We start from the raw sequence: 16,164 nt of genomic DNA, 5'->3' as shown, positions 1-16,164 counted from the left end.
TGTATTCTCCTAACTACGGTGGCGCAGCGCGCCGTAAATCATCCCCGCACATATCGCAATTGCAAGCGCGATGAACAAGTGCGGTGACCCGATGCAGCCTTCTTTAATGGCAAAGTAGCGGACATCGTCGAGAATGGGGCCATAATTGTCATAGGCGACAATTGTCGCCAGCCCAGCCCAAAGAAGCGCAGTGACCGCCGCGAGCAGGCGCCACCGTGTGAGAAGCGCCAGGATCGTCAGGGCACTCAGTGACAGGGTTATGGGCAGGCTGGATAGGGCAATAAGCTCATCCCAAGCAGAGGCCGGACCGGAGGAGGGGGACCACAAGGGGCGTATCTTGTCGCAAACCTCTGCCACGGCGGCAGAGGGGAACAGCGCGGCTGATGCCCTAAGGAGAGCTAGTCTTCCTCGAAGGGATCCCACTCGTCTTCCACCTCAGGCAGGGCTTCGGCTTCGACCTCGGCGGCCAGTTCCTGTGCGGTACGGATGCGGGTGATCTTGGCCTTAGGGAAGTTCTCCATCACCGCCTGCACCAGCGGGTGTTCGCTGGCCTTGGCACGCAGGGCGTTTTCTGCGGCATTTTCCAGCTCGGTGATGGTGTCGCCGCCGCCCTCATTCTCCAGCGAGATGATCCAGCGGGCATGGGTCCAGTTCTGCAGTTGCTGCCCCAATCGGGCGGCCAGGTCCTTGGGCGCATCCTGGGTGGGCTGAATGGTGATCCGACCTGGTTGATAAGAGACGAGACGTAGATAGGTTTTCACATATTCCAGCAATAGCCCATCGCGACGCTGGCGGATCAGCTCAACCACATGTTCAAAACTGGGGTAGCGGGCCAGAGCCTGTAGTGTTTCCGGGGCCAGCGCTGTCGCGGTGCCATTGCCGCCCTGCGCAACCGGCGCGCCGTGAGGCGCGCCACCGGATGCCATGGGCGCTCCTTTAGGAGCGCCGCCGCCCGCCGCAGGCGATGCCATGTTCTGCATGGGTGCGGAGGTCGTGCCATAGCCGCCAGAACTCATGCCGCCGCCTGGACCGTTGGGAGGGGGCGGCGGGGTGTCCTGTAGCTTTCGAATCAGCTCTTCCGGGCTGGGCAGATCGGCCACATGGGTGAGGCGGATCACAGCCATTTCAGCGGCCATCATGGCGTTGGGTGCAGCGGCGACCTCTTCCAGTGCCTTGAGCAGCATCTGCCACATTCGAGTCAACACCCGCATCGCCAAGGTTTCAGCCATGTGCTGACCTCGGGCCCGTTCATCCGGGCTGACCGTGGGGTCTTCCGCGGCATCAGGGGTGATCTTCACCACTGAAACCCAATGGGTGATCTCTGCCAGATCGCGCAGCACGGCCAGCGGGTCGGCCCCCTCGGCGTATTGGGCGCTCAATTCGGTCAGGGCTCCGGCAGCATCACCGCGCAGGACCATATCCATCAAATCCAGTACCCGCCCCCGGTCAGCCAGACCCAGCATGGCGCGGACCTGATCGGCAGTGGTTTCGCCTGCACCGTGAGAAATCGCCTGATCCAGCAGCGAGGTGGCATCGCGCACGGATCCTTCTGCGGCGCGGGTGATCAGCGCCAGGGCATCCTCGGTGATCTCAGCGCCCTCCGCTGTGGCAATCTTGCGCATCAGCGCGATCATCACTTCGGGCTCAATCCGGCGCAGATCATAGCGTTGACATCGGGACAGAACAGTCACGGGCACTTTGCGGATTTCGGTTGTGGCAAAGATGAATTTGACGTGGGCGGGCGGCTCTTCCAGGGTTTTCAGCAGCGCGTTAAAGGCGCTGGTGGAGAGCATATGCACCTCATCGATGATATAGATCTTATAGCGGGCCGAGGCCGCGCGATACTGGACCGAATCGATAATTTCGCGAATGTCGCCTACACCGGTGCGGCTGGCAGCATCCATCTCCATCACATCGACATGGCGGCCTTCCATGATCGCGGTGCAATGTTCACAGACACCGCAGGGTTCGGTGGTCGGCTGTCCGGTGCCATCAGGGCCGATGCAGTTCATCCCTTTGGCGATGATCCGCGCTGTGGTGGTTTTACCGGTTCCGCGGATGCCGGTCATGACAAATGCCTGGGCGATGCGATTGGTTTCAAAGGCATTTTTCAGCGTTCTCACCATGGCGTCCTGACCGACCAGATCGGCAAATGTCTCGGGGCGGTATTTCCGCGCCAGGACTTGATACTGGGGCTGGCTGCTGTCGCTTGTGCTGTCGTTCATAGGTCTCTTGCCGGATTCGGAAGGCGGGATCGCGTCCGCGCAAGGTACGCGGGTGGGCGGGCTTCGTCCACCGCTGTTGACCAACTGGGGGTTCGCGGGCCAGAGTTTCGGGGCGGTGCCCGCTTTGGTGCCAGGTCTAGGCCCATATTGAGGGCTGTTGTTGTGGCCCTGTGGGTCAGCTTTCTGGGCCTTATGTTGAGTGTGTGTATCCGGGTTGTTTGCAATGAATACGCCATGGTCTAAAAACACCGAGCTTTGCAGGGGCGGCTTGGTTTCGTTGTCCTGCTTTCCGGCGCGACAGAAAGGGACGTGGCATGGATGATCACCTGACCGGCCCAGCCCCGCGCCCTCTCACCCTGCACGCCTTGAGTGTGCAAGACGGCATTCTAGCGCTTTGCCCGCTTCCTGGCAGCGGCGGCGACTACAAGGGCGATATGGATCATTTGCATGACTGGCAGCCAGGATTGGTGATCTCTATGACGACCGAGGTCGAACATGTCAGCGTCGGCGCGGCCACTTTGGGGCAGGATTTTCAGGCCATGGGATGTCGCTGGATACACCTGCCACTGCCAGATTTCTCTGCCCCCACAAAAGACATGCTGAGGCAATGGCCCGAGGTCAGCGCTTTGGCGCTTCAGGCGCTGCGGGGCGGGGGGCGCGTTCTGGTACACTGCAAGGGCGGTTGTGGGCGCTCAGGCATGGTTGTTCTGCGTCTGATGATTGAAGCCGGAGAAGCGCCCGACATAGCCCTGCGAAGGTTGCGCGCAGTGCGTGCTTGCGCGGTAGAGACCGATGACCAGATGAGCTGGGCGGTTGGATCCGTAATTGGCGCAGCTCCTCAAAGGTCTGAGTGACGCAGGCATGCTCTGGTGGATTATTTGCCGTTTGCTGCGCCTGGAAAACACGCAGACCGCCTATGCGTTTGGCTGATAGCGCCCGGATTTCGCTAGGGCCTCCCCCATAGCGCAGGGGCGTCGCTCCAGTTTCGCGGCGGAAAATGCCGGGCTATTGGCCTGAAACAAGCTGTCCGCAAAACGGTCTAGAGCTTGGGTCTCGGTCGTCTCGGTGACGTCACAAAACACCCGAATGCGGTCATGCGTGGCAATGAAACGGGCGGGGCAATGGCGGGCACAGCCATCCATCAGGCTTTCGCCGCAAAGTTCAAATTCTGCTGTTGTAACCGGACGGGCCTTGTCTACCGCCCCGGCCAGCGCCGTGAGCATTCGGGCGAGGGCGGGACAAGGTGCGCCATGATGCATACAGATGCTTTGGGAAAAGTGATGGGTTTGTTCGGTCGTTCTGTGATCCATCGGTGTCATCATGCGCCCTCCGCGCGATGGCTGGGATACCAGACGAAGGCAAGAGATTCGACGCATAGAAAAAGGTCCGCCGATCACATCTCATGCACTCGCCCGGGCTCCCCGCCCAGTTTCGAGTTTCATACGTGATGGCAGGTCTCCTGACTTGCGGGTCAACGCGATTTCGGTCCTTCCCAGCCGGGGATCATGTCCCTGTACCAGTGGTTAATCCGAAGCGCTCACCGCTTACAGTTGCGGGGGCAGTCGTGGAATTGGATCGGCTGAACTAACCTCTCCGCACCACGTTCCCTTTTCATCCCGGACACTAGATTTATGCGTCGCAAGAACCATCCGTTACACGGCTATCGCTGACCGGGATGAGTCGTCAATCAAGAAGTGAGGTGCGGTCCGCCCTCAGCAAAATGCCTGTTGCCTGGCAGATGCGGGCGAGAGCGCCGATGGAGGTCAGAGCACGTCGTAAGGCAGGTTGGGCCCAATGCCAGACAGGGCCCAACCAAAAACTAGGGTGGGTTTAAGCGCTGCCAGTCAATCGCTCTTCTGTCAGGCTGGCAAACTCGGCCACGCGATGCTTGAAACGTTTATTGACCTTGGATCGCGCCAGTTTCATTGATTGCAACAACAGCCGCCCAGAGAGTGTCTTTGCCTCGACCTTGACCTTGACGGAAAGACGGGTGCGCCGTGGGGAAAGAGCCAGAAGTTCAATCTGTCCCTTGCCCGTGAGGCTGTTGCTCTCACCGATCAGACCGATCAGTGTCGCAGGTTCATAGGCTGATAGGGACAGGCGCAATTCTCGGGGTTTGCCGCGAAAATCTGCGCGCACATCCCAAGCCATGCCAACCTGCGGCGTCACGTCTTCGCTCAGGCGCTGCACCTCGACGCCGCGTCGGATGGCCGAGCGTTCAAAACTGGAAAAATCAGAAATCGCTTCAAAGACTTCTGCAAGAGGCGCGTCTACGTCTTCTTTGCTCGTTAATTCCATAATGTGCCGCCTGACCTCTGGTCAGTCCTCAAAGTTTCTTATTGGATTTGGTGATAGAATAATCTCCTTAATCCAAGGTGTCCGCAAGCCAGTTTTCCAGAAGAAAATGCGCAATTGCCCCCTTTCTCGCCGGTTTGATGACAGGGTGCTCGCCTGCAAAGACTGTCATCATATCCTGACGGCTTACCCAGATTGCATCTTCGATTTCATGCGGGTCGATGGTTATGTCGCGGCTGGTGGCCTGGCCGCTGCATCCAAACATCAACGACATCGGAAAAGGCCAGGGCTGACTAGAGAGATAGCCCACTTCGGCCACAGAAACGCCGGTTTCTTCAAATACCTCCCGTCGCACGGCAGCCTCTAGTGTTTCTCCAGGTTCGACAAAGCCAGCCAAGAGTGAGTACATGCCTTCTGGCCAGCCGGGGGAACGTCCCATCAGGACATCGTCGCCATGGGTGATCAGCATGATGACAACCGGATCGGTTCGTGGAAAATGCAGCGCCTTGCAGCTGGGGCATTTGCGCTGCCAGCCGGCTTGGCTGACCTGAGTTTTCTCACCGCAACGGGCGCAAAACTGATGTGATTGATGCCAAGACAACAGCGCCTTGGCGGTCGCGGCCAGCTCTGCCTCCAAGGGGCAGAGTCGGGCCATGATGCGGCGCAGTTCGGCAAAGACGTAACCCGCGGGCAGCTCTGGATGCTGCTGTTCGCTCAAATCTGCAAAACTGGCGAGCGCCATTTCATCCAGGGCATCCGGTTGCCAGGTGCCAAGGTCACAGGCAAACCGCTCTGTTCCGTCTGGTGCCATGCCAAGATAAAGTGCTGCGCGGCGATGGTCCTCTGCCAGGGGATGATTGGAGGCGATCCAGGCCAGCCCGTCAGGCCCGCGATCTGGGTCCGAGCGCTGGCTGAGAACCTTGCCGCGCCAGGTCATCAAAACCAGGGTCCCTGCAGTGCTCCAGGCCGCGTCGAGGGCTGCGGGGTCTTCTCTCAGCTGCGCCTTGCGGTCTAAACCGCCACCGCCACCAAAGGTAACCTCTTCTGCACGTTTCATTCGCCGCTCCCTGCACTGTTTGTTGTGCCTATACCGAGAAGCGCTCTGCGGTTTGACACATTCAGGCAGATTGATGACCCCTCAGGGCACGAAATACCAGACTATCTCTGTATTTTGCGCCGCGCGGGTGGTGAACTTGCTGTCTTGACTTTGGTTCGCTCTGAGCTAGCTGCTCTGCCACTTGGTTAATTTTTCTTAAAGGTGATGTATTTGGAGGCTTTGCAAATCCTTGAAACGCTGTTTCATAGGAGGGGCAGTTCCCAGAAAGGAAGCTGGTGAAGCAAGAGATCGGACCAGGCAGTGACGGCTGCGATTTAACCACAATGACAGAGTTGACACCTTCCAAGTCAAAGGCCACCGGTGTGTTGCGTATTCTTGCGACGACAGACTTGCATTGCCATCTGCTCAGCCGAGACTACTATGCTGATCGTGAGGATCCTGGCGTGGGGTTGTCGCGCTTGGCGAGCCTCATTGCAGAAGCGCGCAACCATATCCAGGCCCAGGGCGGAGCAACCCTAATGCTGGATAATGGCGACGCTTTGCAGGGGTCCCCGATTGGGGATACAGCGCTGAAAGCGGATCTAGAGGCCCCATCTGATTGCCCAAAGGTTACACATCCATTGATGTCTGCCTTCAAGGCTTTGGAATATGATGCCCTGGGGCTTGGCAATCATGATTTCAACTTTGGCCTGCCTGTGCTAGACGCCGTTTTACAGGATGCGCCCTGTGCGGTTCTTTGCTCCAATATGCATTCCGTTTTGCCTGATCTTGCGCTGCCTTTCGTTAAGACTGTGATTGTCGAGCGGCGCCTTGCGGCCTTGCCTGAGGCCCCAAGCCTGCGGATTGGAATTCTATCGGTACTGCCACCACAGACGATGATCTGGGATGCACATCTTCTGGAGGGAAGAGTCCGTGTGCAGGACATGGTGCAGGCCGCTGCCGCAAGCGCAGCTGAGTTGCGAAAAACTGGCTGCGATTTGGTTATTGCTCTGGCGCATACCGGCGTGGGCGGGGAGCTTTCAGTACCCAACATGGAAAACGCACTTCGCCCCATCGTGGCAACCGCCGGCATTGATGCCGTGATTGGTGGCCATACGCACCTGGTTTTGCCAGATCCTGAACATGCCTTTGCGAAACCCGTGGTTATGCCCGGCGCACATGGCTCGCATTTGGGACAAATCGACCTGCACCTGCGTTATGACGCGGAGGGCTGGCAGATCGAGACCTGGCAGGCCAGTGCTCTGCCCATATCGCGTCGCGATGCCTGGGGAAAGTTGAGTCCATTGGTCGAGGAAGACCGTGATATTGTTCAGATTTTGGCGATGGCGGATGCGCAGACACAGGCGCAGATGAAAGAACCCGTCGGCCATTGTTCCGAAGCCCTGCATTCCTACTTTATTTTCTTTGGCCAGGACCGGGGGCTCGCCTTGACGGCCTGCGCGCAGATGGCGGCAATACGGCCAATGCTCGCCGGGACGGCGGCGGGGGACCTGCCTTTGCTTTCCGCGGTGTCCTCTGGGAAATTTGGCGGCCGGTCGGGACCGGAGAATTACACGGATATCGCCGCTGGAGATCTATATATGCGTAATGTCGCGGATCTGCAGGTTTTCCCAAATGCAATCTGGGGGGTTAAAGTCAATGGCGATCAGTTGCGGGATTGGTTGGAAATGTCCGCAGGGATGTTCAATCAAATTTCTCCAGAAGGCCGCACTCCTGAATTGGTCAATCTGGAACGCGCTGGGCATAACTTTGATGTCATTTTTGGTCTGGACTATGAGATCGACGTCACACAGCCGCCACGGTTTTCCTCTTCTGGGCTGTTGATCAACCCGGATGCACATAGAATAAAAAACCTGCGCTGGAATGGTTCACCTGTCGTCAGTGGGCAGCAGTTTTCAGTTGCGACCAGTAGCTATCGTGTCAGCGGTGGCGGCAATTTCAAAATGGTGCAAGAGGCAGAGCAATTGAACCTGCCGGGTGTTAAGATCCGCGATGCGATTTGCGATTATGTTTCGGGACGTTTGCCTAAGGATGCGCTTGAAAATTCCGCATATCCCTGGCGGTTGGCGCCCTTGCCGGGAAAGCGGGTGACAGTCTACACCGGGCCAGTGGCACGCAACTACTTGGATGAGTTGCCCAAGGGACAGGTGGAAGATCAAGGTGTGACACCAAATGGCTTCCTGAAACTGCGGCTAAGCTTGTGACATTCTGTGGTCAGCCTGCGCGGCCTGCTACCGCTGCAAAGGGCAGCAGGGTCGTTCTGCCTGCTGGTTAGTTTCCTGCCGGGATTGGCGCATCGCTCTTGTCATTGCACAAAACTCTGCCTATATCGAGTTCCGAGAGGTTGGCGCGGGCAGGCGCCTCGCCAACCTGGTCAGATCCGGAAGGAAGCAGCCACAACGAGCCCCGCTTGGGTCGATGTCCAACCTCTCACCTTATCCCTGCCCTAATATTAGTCATGCCCACAGCTGCTGAAATCCGGTTTGGCGGCTTGATGGCTCGGTTTGGCGGCGCTGGGGAGCGCCTCATTCAGCGGTGTTTTGCCCCAATGAGACAGGAATGGCGCTTCAGAACGTGACCACAGGCCCCCTATGTCTGAGCCGTCTGTAAGAAGGCGCTGCGCTGCTTTTTGCTCAGAAACGTCCAGGCAATGAAACGGCTGATCTTTTGCCCCTGTGCCATTTCGACGATTTTGTAATCAGACACACGAGCCTTCTTTAGAACCCGGCGGAGGGGCGGGAGGTTATCTTTTTTTGACACCAGGCAGGTGAACCAGTGGCACTGGTCGGCAAACTCCAGGCTCTGCTCAATCATGCGCGAGACAAAGCCTATTTCGCCACCTGGGCACCAAAGTTCCGCATTTTGACCGCCAAAGTTGAACTTGGTTGAATGTCCCTTGCCAAGGTTCGCCCACTTGCGCTGGCTCCCCTTATGCGCTTGTTCCAAAGATCCGTGGAACGGTGGATTGCACAGGGTTGCATGGAAAACATCCTTGGGCCGGATCACGCCGCGAAAAATACTCTCAGGGTTGCTTTGGCGCCTAAGAGAAATTTCCAATCGGTTGAGTTCACAAATCCGCTGTGCCGATTTGATCGCGCCCGCGTCGATATCGACCCCAGTAAAGTGCCAGCCGTATTCGCTCTGGCCCGTCAGGGGGTAAACCAAGCTGGCCCCCGTGCCGATATCCAAGATCTTGATCTCCCGCCCACGCGGGACCTCTTGGTTGTTGCCGTCCGCCAACAGGTCTGCAAGATAGTGGATGTAGTCGACGCGGCCTGGAATAGCCGGGCACAAGTAGCCGTCAGGAATGTCCCAAAAATCAATGTCGTAATGCGCTTTCAGCAACGCCCGATTGAGCATACGAACGGCGTTCACATCTTGAAAATCAATCGTCGATCGGCCCGCAGGGTTCAAGATCGTACAGGCCGCAAGCTCGGGTGTCTGTGCCAGCAAACGCGAGAAGTCGTAGCCTTCTGAATGTTGATTGCGGGGGTGCAGTTTCGTCTTGGTGGCCATGGGGATGCCTTCGTTCTGGTTTGATGGAAATCACTCGGCAGATGATTTGGTACTTTTAGGTCCTCCTGCGCAAGGTGCAATTTTCTTGCCTTACAATGTCGCGTTAAGCCTGTTTTCCGACCTCAGTGTCTCAAGCTCTGCTCGCAACAGGGGCGGTAGGAACCGCGCGTTTCGTGGGCGGGCACAGCCCCTGAGCGTTCCAACGCAAAGTGGCATAGACACGCTCTCTGGGTTCAGCCAGCCCCTGGTTTCAAACAATATGTTACGGTGGTGATTTAGACCGAAAACTGAGTGATCAACCAAGTTGACACGAAGTAGCATTTGCCTGATACACCGGAGACATGTGCGGGCCGTTAGCTCAGCTGGATTAGAGCAGGGAACTTCTAATTCTCAGGTCGGGGGTTCGAGTCCTCCACGGCTCGCCATATATTTTCATTAGTCTGTTTATTTCAGAGTGTTAGTGGGGTGGCGAACTTTACGTTTCGGTTCGCCATTATTGCGGTGCCATTGGGCCGAGCGATCAGCTTTTTCATCGCAGAATTTTCCAGTTCTTCGCGCCCTGCTGCTTCCGTGTAGAGTTGCACCAAAGTCAGCGTTTTGTGACCTGTTTGGGGCAGAGCCCAGCCAGCATCTGCCAAGTGATCCGCGCAGACCTATGCTTCATTGACAGCGATTTTGGATGATTATTGCGGTGTCGGGAATGCGCTCTGCGTGATTTGCCCACGTTTTTGACCAGGTGTTATCTGGCAATCTACCAGGGCGGAGCAGTTCGCATTCCCCAAAGGTTGGAAGGGTTTAAAGATCAATCTCCATCCGCGATTCCCTGCATGCGCAACCGGGCCCTTCGGTTGCGATAGCTGGGCAAAACAATCAGCAAGGCAGCAATTGCCAATAACCCGAGTGTCATCGGACGCTCCCAAATGAATGCAATACCGTCATAGAGCTGCATCGAGCGGGCGAAATTATCCTCCAACATGCCGCCCAGAATGAAGCCGATCAACAGTGGCGCCAAAGGGTAATCGGCAAAGCGCAGAGCCGTCGCACAGATCCCGAAACCAACCAGTAGCAACAGTTCGGTTGCATTGTTCTGCCCGATGTAGGCACCCATCAAAGTGAAGAACAGGATGAATGGGATCAGATAGTTGCGCGGAATGGTCAATACTTTGGCGATATAGGGGATCAGTGGCAGGTTGAGGATCAGTAGAACCAGATTGCCAATGAACATCGACATGATCACTGCCCAGAATATCTGCGGCTCGTCGATCATAAGACGCGGACCTGGTGTGACATTGAGCGCGATAAGCGCCCCCAGCAAAATGGCGGTGGTGCCCGAGCCGGGAATGCCCAGCGTCAGCAAAGGCACAAACGAACCTGTGCAGGCCGCATTATTTGCAGTTTCAGGTGCTGCAAGCCCTTTGATCGACCCTTTTCCAAAGGCTTCTTGTTCTGCCTTAGTGGCGATATTGCGTTCCACAGCGTAACCCAAAAAGCTGGCAATCGTCGCGCCCGCGCCGGGCAGAACCCCGATGAAGAAGCCCTGAATCGATTGGCGGCCAATGACTGGAGCGATAGATTTTGCTTCTTGGCGGGTGATACGCAGGTCTTTGATTTCTTCGCCCTTGCCCACTTGAATTTTCGGTTTCAGCACCAGAAACAGCGCCTCGGGCAGCGCAAACATTGCCATCGCTAAGGTGATAAAGCCAAAGCCGGATTGCAGGTCCATGATCCCCATGGTGAAACGGGGTAGGTTGAACAGTGCGCCCTCTCCCACCGTTGCCATGATCAGTCCCAGCGTGGTCATCATCAGGGCCTTGGCCACCTGCCCTGTTCCAGCAAAGGCTGCAATGGCCGAGAGCCCAACGACCATCAGGGCGAAATATTCCGCCGAATGGAACAGCAAGGCGACAGAAGACAGGGCGGGCGCAAAGATCATCAGCAATAGGGCGCCAATGCTGCCACCTGCAAAGCTGGCGATTGCAGCAATGGTCAGGGCCTTGCCCGCCTTTCCCTGTTTGGCCATGGGGTAGCCGTCGAAACTGGAGGCAACCGTGCCTGCAACACCCGGCGCATTGAGCAGGATGGAGGACGTCGAGCCGCCAAAGATTGCCCCATAATAGACGCCCGCCAAAAGGATGAGTGCGGCAGAGGGATCGCCCATCGAAATGGCCACCGGGATCATAATGGCGATGATAGACATCGGCCCAAGCCCCGGTAGCATGCCAATAAATGTACCGATCAGGCAGCCACCGATAACCATCAGCAGGTTTTGGATCGAAAAGGCCGTTTGCAGGCCGATCAACAGTCCTTCAAGCATTGGGTTATCCTCCGATGAAATCAGGCAGGGGGCGCAGATAGATGCCGAGGACCTGTTGCACCAGGTACCAGACGATTCCGGTCGCCAACACAGAGACGAGCAACATCACCAAGTATTTCCGCTCTCCCAGTATGAAAGAGCCAAGCATCAGGAAGGCCGCGGTGGAAAAAAGGAACCCAAGAGGGCGCAGGCATAGCGCATAGGCAACCATGAGCCCGAGCAACAGCAGCGCTTGCCCTAGATTGTAATCTGTCAGGCGGCGATAGTTGATTTCACCTTCGCGTGCCTCGGCCTTCTCGAGGCCCAGCAGGATGACCAAAGAGGCCGCCAATCCGATGATAGACAGGGTCTTGGGAAAGGTGCTGGGCCAAATTGGGTTGCGTTGCATGAAGGGCGCTAATCCGCCATCCATCGTGAACCAGGCCGTATAACCGTAGGTCAGGCAGACCCCGGCAAGAATAAGTGCGATCCAACGATCAAGTGCCATCTTTCCCCTCCCTTAGATGAGCAATGCAGAGCGGTTTCCCGCTCTGCAACCTGTGGCTTCAGAGGAAGCCCAGTTTCTTCATCAAATCACCGATGACCTTTTCCTGGCCTTCGAGGAAGGTTTTGAATTCATCACCTGAATTGTGGATGTTGACCCAGCCGTTGCGGGCCCGCACAGCTTCCCATTCAGGGGTGGCATACATCTCGCTCAGCGCCTTTTGGTACTGGGCCAGCTGATCGGCCGGCAGATCTGGAGCGGCGAAGAAACCACGCCAGTTCACAAAGGACGTATCAATCCCCTGTTCTTTCATGGTCATGGCATCAGGCGCGGCAGGGACACGATCATCCGACGTGACACCAATGATTTTGACCTCTCCCGCCGCAGCCAGATCCACAGCTTCGGAGAACCCGGTTGAAAGGGCCGCAATCTCACCGGACAACAAGGCTGCCATGGCTTTGCCACCGGCGTCATAGGGGATGTATTTCACCGCAAGGGCATCTTTGCCTGCTGCTTCAAACACCATGGCGGCAACCAAGTGATCCATGCCCCCTGGAACCGATCCGCCGCCGATAGCGGTGTTGCGAGGATCCGCATCATAGGCGGCCATAAGATCGTCCATCGAGTTGATGGGGCTGTCTTTGCCCACGACAACTGCCGCGTAATCACCGATGGTGCCTGCAACCAGCGTCAGGTCGCGGAAGTTATGCGGGAATACGCCGGTGAGCGACCGGATCACGATTGGGGTCGAATTGACCATCAGGGTGCCGTGGTTGCTGGCAGAGTTTTCGATCAGGTAACCGATCGCCTTACCACCGCCACCACCGGACATGTTTTCATAAGACGCGGAGCCAACAAGGCCTGCCTTGGTTAGGGCTTCTCCGGTGCCGCGTGCGGTTCCATCCCATCCGCCGCCTGCTCCGCCGGGGATCAGGAAATGGATGCTGTCCATTACCTTGTTTCCTTCAGCCAGGGTCGGTGAAGCAAAGGTCATTGTGGCCAGCGCAGCGGCGATTAGAGCCCGACGGCCCATTGTTAATGTCGACATGGTTTCCTCCCAGAAATTGACAACTGTGCGAAAGGCAGCTCAGTTGCAGTAGCAAAGCACTTCAACCTGACACAGACCTGTCATCGCCGTTCAAAGGTTAAAACCGCCATGAAATTCTTGCTGATCGAGGACAACTTTGACTTGGCGCAAGCCATCTGTTCTCGCATGAAACAAGACGGTCATGTTGTTGATCACGCAGCAAGATTACAGGATGCCTTTGCCTATTCGGAAACCGGGGAATATGATCTGATCTTGCTGGATATAATGTTGCCGGACGGAGACGGACGCAGCTTTCTAAAACGCCACAGGGCCGGGAAAAAGGACACACCTGTCATCGTTTTGACGGCGCGCTCGCAGGTTTCAGACAGAATCAGCATGCTCGATTTGGGGGCGGACGATTATGTCACCAAGCCCTTCGATCACGAGGAATTACAGGCGCGGTGCCGCGCGGTTCTGCGCCGGAAATCGGGCACAGCGCAGACGACGGTTAGGCTGGGAAATATCGCCTTTGACCCGGTCGCAGGTAGCCTGATTGTTGACGGAGTGGCGATCACGCTGCGCAATCGGGAGTTGCGGCTGCTTGAGCTTCTGATTAATTCTCCAGGTCAGGTGTTCCCCAAACACAAACTTTTTGACAGGCTGTTTTCCTATGACGAAGATGTGTCGGAAAACGCAATAGAGGTCTACATCGGCCGATTGCGCAAGCATCTCGATCCCTCATCGCTGCGCATCACCACCCTGCGGGGCCTCGGGTATAGGCTGGATTATGACTGAGACCGTCAATGTCTCCGGCTCCCTGCGCCGCCGTCTGACACTGACGTTGATTGGTGGTGCCGCGGTCTTGGCAGTTGTTCTCTTTGCAGTGGTCCGTCTCTATGCGGCACAGATTGCGCAGCAGGGACAGGACAGCATTTTATCGGCCTCGGTGACCTCAATGCTGGACGCTGCGGTCCTGCGTGATGGCGCTGTCGTGGTGGATTTCCCCTATGCTGCGCTTTCTATGCTGAGTACCACCTCAGATGACCGGGTATTCTATGCAATCCTGCAGGATCAGACGCTATTGTCGGGTTACAAGCATCTGTCACCGCCAAATGGCAGCTTTCCCACAACCGGCACATTCATGGCGGAAACACCTGATGGGGCGCTGATCAGAGTGGCCAGTGACTCGCGCACTTTGGTCGGGGCGGACACCCGAACAGTCATCACAGTCTTCGTGGCCCAGACCCAAGAGGCCTTGCAGGTGACGTTGAACGATATTTCCCGAAGGGTTGCCCTGTTTGGTGCGGGTTTCTTTTGCCTGTCGGCACTTTTGTCATTTTGGGCCAGCGCCTCGACCATCACACCGATCCGGCGCCTGACCTCCTCGATTGCGCGGCGTGGCCCGCAGGATCTCAGCCCAGTTGCCAGCCCGGTGCCATCGGAAATGGTGTCACTTGTGGAGTCGTTGAACCGGTTGATGGGGCGTCTCGACAAGGCGCTGTCCCAGTCCGAAGAGTTCATTGCCGAAGCTGCCCACCGCGTGCGCACGCCACTGGCGACCGTTCGCTCCCACGCCGAAGCCATGCTGCACCGGGTGGACCGGGATGAAAACCGAAAGGCTCTGCGCGCGATGGTGCGCGCTATCGACGAAAGTTCGCGCGCTGCGGGGCAATTGCTGGATCATGCCATGATCACATTTCGCACCGATCATTTGGAACGCGAAGAATTAAACCTGACGGATCTATTGCAAGAACTGGTACAGCGGCTCACCCCCGTGGCTGAGATGAAAGACATCAGCCTGTTGGTCGAGAACACGGAGCCGGTACTGGTGTCGGCGGATGCCATTCTCTTACAAAACGCGATCCGTAACCTCATTGATAATGCGCTGAAATACTCGCCGATGGAAAGCGAGATCACGATCCGAGTTAGCGCCAGCCCGACCCCAACAATCGAAATTTGGGATCAGGGGGCAGGGTTCCCACCAGATCAGATTGCCAATCTTTCCTCACGATTTTCACGTGGCGACAACGCCAAGGGGATCATCGGTTCGGGTCTGGGTTTGGCGATTGCACAGGATGTGGCCGAGGCTCATGGTGGAGCACTCAAGCTATCGAACCTACCTGGAGGCGGCGCATGCGTTACATTCTCGTTGTAATTGGCCTATTGTGGCCGATGCTCATCAATGCCCAGGCCTGGGAAGATCAGCAATTGTTCAAAGGGGAAAACCCGGTTCAGACATTGCGTGTTCTGTCGAGCACCGACACAGGGTTCTTCTCCCCGATCATCCAGAGCTTTTTAGCGGCGAACCCTGATTGGAATGTCGAATATCTGGTTACAGGCACCGCCGATATCAGTGCTATTCTTCAACAGTCGCCTCAGAGCTATGATGTTGTTATCTCCAGCGCAATGGACCTTCAGGTAAAACTGGTCAATGACGGTTTTGCTCTCAAGCTGCCAAGCATCAGCCACCCTGATTGGGCGCAGTGGCGCCAGAGCCTGTTTGCCTTCACCTCTGAACCTGCAACCATTGTTGTTAATCGCTCCGCGTTTCGAGGCAAATCTATTCCTGCCAACCGGCAAGAGCTGATCAGGGCGCTCAGAGAGGCCCCGGAGGTATTTGATGGTAAGTTGGGAACCTATGATGTGCGGAGCTCCGGAGTTGGCTATCTCTTTGCGACACAGGATGCCCGTGCCTCGGAAACCTTCTGGCGGTTAATGGAGGTGATGGGCGGGTTGAAGCTGCGTCTCTATTGCTGCTCTGGAGATATGATCGACCATGTGGCCTCTGGTGAACTTCTGGTGGCCTACAATGTGCTCGGCAGCTACGCTGCTGCGCGTCAGTTGCAGGACGATCGGTTTGAGATCATTCTGCCGTCTGACTTTCCAACCACGATGATGCGCACGGGGTTCGTTTCAAAAGAAACCAAGCACCCCGTGGCAGCAGAAAGATTTGTCCGACATTTGGTAGATGGGCGTTACTTTGCGACTGGTCTAAACACCTCTTCGCTTCCGCAGCTTGGTTTGTATCCTGAGGGCAGGAACCCGACGGTGATCCCGTTGGAACCGGCGTTGATGACTTATCTCGACAAGTTGAAACGAAGGACCTTCATCCAGGAATGGTCAAATGCGGTCATTCAATAAATTGTCGTCCCAATGTCTCCGACACTGCCCGAGGCAAATTTCCTTTGAGTTCAAAAGTTGGAACCAAACCCCGTCAAGACCTGTGCCCTGCCGGACAAGCCTGTA

Annotated in this window: 14 protein-coding genes, 1 tRNA gene, 1 other RNA gene and 1 riboswitch; of the genes, 7 read left to right on the top strand and 9 right to left on the bottom strand. The window is 56.7% G+C overall.

Annotation, left to right across the window (positions count from 1 at the left end):
- Positions 1 to 9: 9 nt before the first annotated feature.
- Both MED193_RS11440 and MED193_RS11435 read right to left on the bottom strand, forming a co-directional pair.
- On the bottom strand, positions 10 to 327 hold the full coding sequence (locus MED193_RS11440) for a hypothetical protein (RefSeq protein WP_254655451.1): 318 nt from the start codon (positions 325 to 327) through the stop codon (positions 10 to 12).
- A gap of 71 nt (positions 328 to 398) precedes the next feature.
- The gene (locus MED193_RS11435) at positions 399 to 2,225 is read right to left on the bottom strand and encodes a DNA polymerase III subunit gamma/tau (protein WP_009809884.1); all 1,827 of its coding nucleotides are present in this window, start codon (positions 2,223 to 2,225) and stop codon (positions 399 to 401) included.
- A gap of 314 nt (positions 2,226 to 2,539) precedes the next feature.
- Here MED193_RS11435 and MED193_RS11430 point away from each other — a divergent pair, with 314 nt between their 5' ends.
- Positions 2,540 to 3,079, top strand: coding sequence for a protein-tyrosine phosphatase family protein (locus tag MED193_RS11430; RefSeq protein ID WP_009809883.1), 540 nt, complete (start codon positions 2,540 to 2,542; stop codon positions 3,077 to 3,079).
- Between the two features lie 60 nt (positions 3,080 to 3,139).
- Here MED193_RS11430 and MED193_RS11425 read toward each other — a convergent pair whose 3' ends face one another.
- From MED193_RS11425 to nudC, 3 genes are all read right to left on the bottom strand, one after another.
- Positions 3,140 to 3,547, bottom strand: coding sequence for a hypothetical protein (locus MED193_RS11425; RefSeq protein ID WP_085978296.1), 408 nt, complete (start codon positions 3,545 to 3,547; stop codon positions 3,140 to 3,142).
- Between the two features lie 109 nt (positions 3,548 to 3,656).
- A riboswitch (cobalamin riboswitch) is annotated at positions 3,657 to 3,890 on the bottom strand.
- Between the two features lie 165 nt (positions 3,891 to 4,055).
- Positions 4,056 to 4,523, bottom strand: a complete 468-nt coding sequence (locus MED193_RS11420) for a hypothetical protein (RefSeq protein ID WP_009809881.1) — start codon at positions 4,521 to 4,523, stop codon at positions 4,056 to 4,058.
- Positions 4,524 to 4,590: 67 nt separating this feature from the next.
- Entirely contained in the window at positions 4,591 to 5,577 is a 987-nt protein-coding gene (gene nudC / locus MED193_RS11415) for an NAD(+) diphosphatase (protein ID WP_009809880.1), read from the bottom strand.
- Positions 5,578 to 5,900: 323 nt separating this feature from the next.
- Between nudC and MED193_RS11410 the strand changes: the two genes are divergently transcribed.
- Together MED193_RS11410 and ffs are read left to right on the top strand one after the other, a co-directional pair.
- Complete coding sequence (locus MED193_RS11410; protein ID WP_009809879.1) at positions 5,901 to 7,781, top strand: 5'-nucleotidase C-terminal domain-containing protein; 1,881 nt, start codon at positions 5,901 to 5,903, stop codon at positions 7,779 to 7,781.
- A gap of 133 nt (positions 7,782 to 7,914) precedes the next feature.
- An RNA gene (gene ffs / locus MED193_RS22580) (signal recognition particle sRNA small type) lies at positions 7,915 to 8,013 on the top strand.
- A gap of 153 nt (positions 8,014 to 8,166) precedes the next feature.
- Here the strand turns inward: ffs and rlmF are convergent.
- On the bottom strand, positions 8,167 to 9,093 hold the full coding sequence (gene rlmF / locus MED193_RS11405) for a 23S rRNA (adenine(1618)-N(6))-methyltransferase RlmF (protein ID WP_009809878.1): 927 nt from the start codon (positions 9,091 to 9,093) through the stop codon (positions 8,167 to 8,169).
- 347 nt (positions 9,094 to 9,440) lie between these two features.
- On the opposite strand from rlmF, the gene MED193_RS11400 reads away from it, so the two are divergent.
- Positions 9,441 to 9,518 (top strand) — tRNA-Arg (locus MED193_RS11400).
- A gap of 377 nt (positions 9,519 to 9,895) precedes the next feature.
- On the opposite strand, the gene MED193_RS11390 is transcribed toward MED193_RS11400, so the two are convergent.
- From MED193_RS11390 to MED193_RS11380, 3 genes are read right to left on the bottom strand one after another with little or no spacing between them, the layout of a single operon-like run.
- A complete protein-coding gene (locus MED193_RS11390) occupies positions 9,896 to 11,407 on the bottom strand; it encodes a tripartite tricarboxylate transporter permease (protein WP_009809876.1) in 1,512 nt (503 codons plus the stop codon).
- Positions 11,408 to 11,411: 4 nt separating this feature from the next.
- Positions 11,412 to 11,894: a tripartite tricarboxylate transporter TctB family protein gene (locus tag MED193_RS11385; protein WP_009809875.1), complete on the bottom strand. Its 483-nt coding sequence runs from the start codon at positions 11,892 to 11,894 to the stop codon at positions 11,412 to 11,414.
- A gap of 58 nt (positions 11,895 to 11,952) precedes the next feature.
- On the bottom strand, positions 11,953 to 12,939 hold the full coding sequence (locus MED193_RS11380) for a tripartite tricarboxylate transporter substrate binding protein (RefSeq protein WP_039966133.1): 987 nt from the start codon (positions 12,937 to 12,939) through the stop codon (positions 11,953 to 11,955).
- Between the two features lie 108 nt (positions 12,940 to 13,047).
- Here MED193_RS11380 and MED193_RS11375 point away from each other — a divergent pair, with 108 nt between their 5' ends.
- The 3 genes from MED193_RS11375 to MED193_RS11365 are packed head-to-tail and all read left to right on the top strand — an operon-like array spanning position 13,048 to position 16,059.
- Positions 13,048 to 13,713 carry a response regulator transcription factor gene (locus MED193_RS11375; RefSeq protein WP_009809873.1) on the top strand — a complete coding sequence of 222 codons (666 nt, stop codon included), beginning with the start codon at positions 13,048 to 13,050 and terminating at the stop codon, positions 13,711 to 13,713.
- The gene (locus tag MED193_RS11370) at positions 13,706 to 15,073 is read left to right on the top strand and encodes a sensor histidine kinase (RefSeq protein WP_009809872.1); all 1,368 of its coding nucleotides are present in this window, start codon (positions 13,706 to 13,708) and stop codon (positions 15,071 to 15,073) included. Before MED193_RS11375 ends, MED193_RS11370 begins: the two co-directional genes overlap by 8 nt.
- Positions 15,052 to 16,059: an ABC transporter substrate-binding protein gene (locus tag MED193_RS11365; protein WP_039966131.1), complete on the top strand. Its 1,008-nt coding sequence runs from the start codon at positions 15,052 to 15,054 to the stop codon at positions 16,057 to 16,059. Before MED193_RS11370 ends, MED193_RS11365 begins: the two co-directional genes overlap by 22 nt.
- Positions 16,060 to 16,164: the final 105 nt, after the last annotated feature.

The organism is Roseobacter sp. MED193, assembly GCF_000152965.1.
Lineage (GTDB): Bacteria > Pseudomonadota > Alphaproteobacteria > Rhodobacterales > Rhodobacteraceae > Pseudophaeobacter.
Note: the sequence above shows the minus strand (reverse complement) of the source record. Positions and strands in the feature narration are given on the sequence as shown.

Bases quoted from the DNA above. Each gene is read 5' to 3' on its own strand.
- MED193_RS11435 (WP_009809884.1), bottom strand. From the start codon at position 2,225: ATGAACGACAGCACAAGCGACAGCAGCCAGCCCCAGTATCAAGTCCTG.
- MED193_RS11430 (WP_009809883.1), top strand. From the start codon at position 2,540: ATGGATGATCACCTGACCGGCCCAGCCCCGCGCCCTCTCACCCTGCAC.
- MED193_RS11425 (WP_085978296.1), bottom strand. From the start codon at position 3,547: ATGATGACACCGATGGATCACAGAACGACCGAACAAACCCATCACTTT.
- MED193_RS11420 (WP_009809881.1), bottom strand. From the start codon at position 4,523: ATGGAATTAACGAGCAAAGAAGACGTAGACGCGCCTCTTGCAGAAGTC.
- nudC (WP_009809880.1), bottom strand. From the start codon at position 5,577: ATGAAACGTGCAGAAGAGGTTACCTTTGGTGGCGGTGGCGGTTTAGAC.
- MED193_RS11410 (WP_009809879.1), top strand. From the start codon at position 5,901: ATGACAGAGTTGACACCTTCCAAGTCAAAGGCCACCGGTGTGTTGCGT.
- rlmF (WP_009809878.1), bottom strand. From the start codon at position 9,093: ATGGCCACCAAGACGAAACTGCACCCCCGCAATCAACATTCAGAAGGC.
- MED193_RS11390 (WP_009809876.1), bottom strand. From the start codon at position 11,407: ATGCTTGAAGGACTGTTGATCGGCCTGCAAACGGCCTTTTCGATCCAA.
- MED193_RS11385 (WP_009809875.1), bottom strand. From the start codon at position 11,894: ATGGCACTTGATCGTTGGATCGCACTTATTCTTGCCGGGGTCTGCCTG.
- MED193_RS11380 (WP_039966133.1), bottom strand. From the start codon at position 12,939: ATGTCGACATTAACAATGGGCCGTCGGGCTCTAATCGCCGCTGCGCTG.
- MED193_RS11375 (WP_009809873.1), top strand. From the start codon at position 13,048: ATGAAATTCTTGCTGATCGAGGACAACTTTGACTTGGCGCAAGCCATC.
- MED193_RS11370 (WP_009809872.1), top strand. From the start codon at position 13,706: ATGACTGAGACCGTCAATGTCTCCGGCTCCCTGCGCCGCCGTCTGACA.
- MED193_RS11365 (WP_039966131.1), top strand. From the start codon at position 15,052: ATGCGTTACATTCTCGTTGTAATTGGCCTATTGTGGCCGATGCTCATC.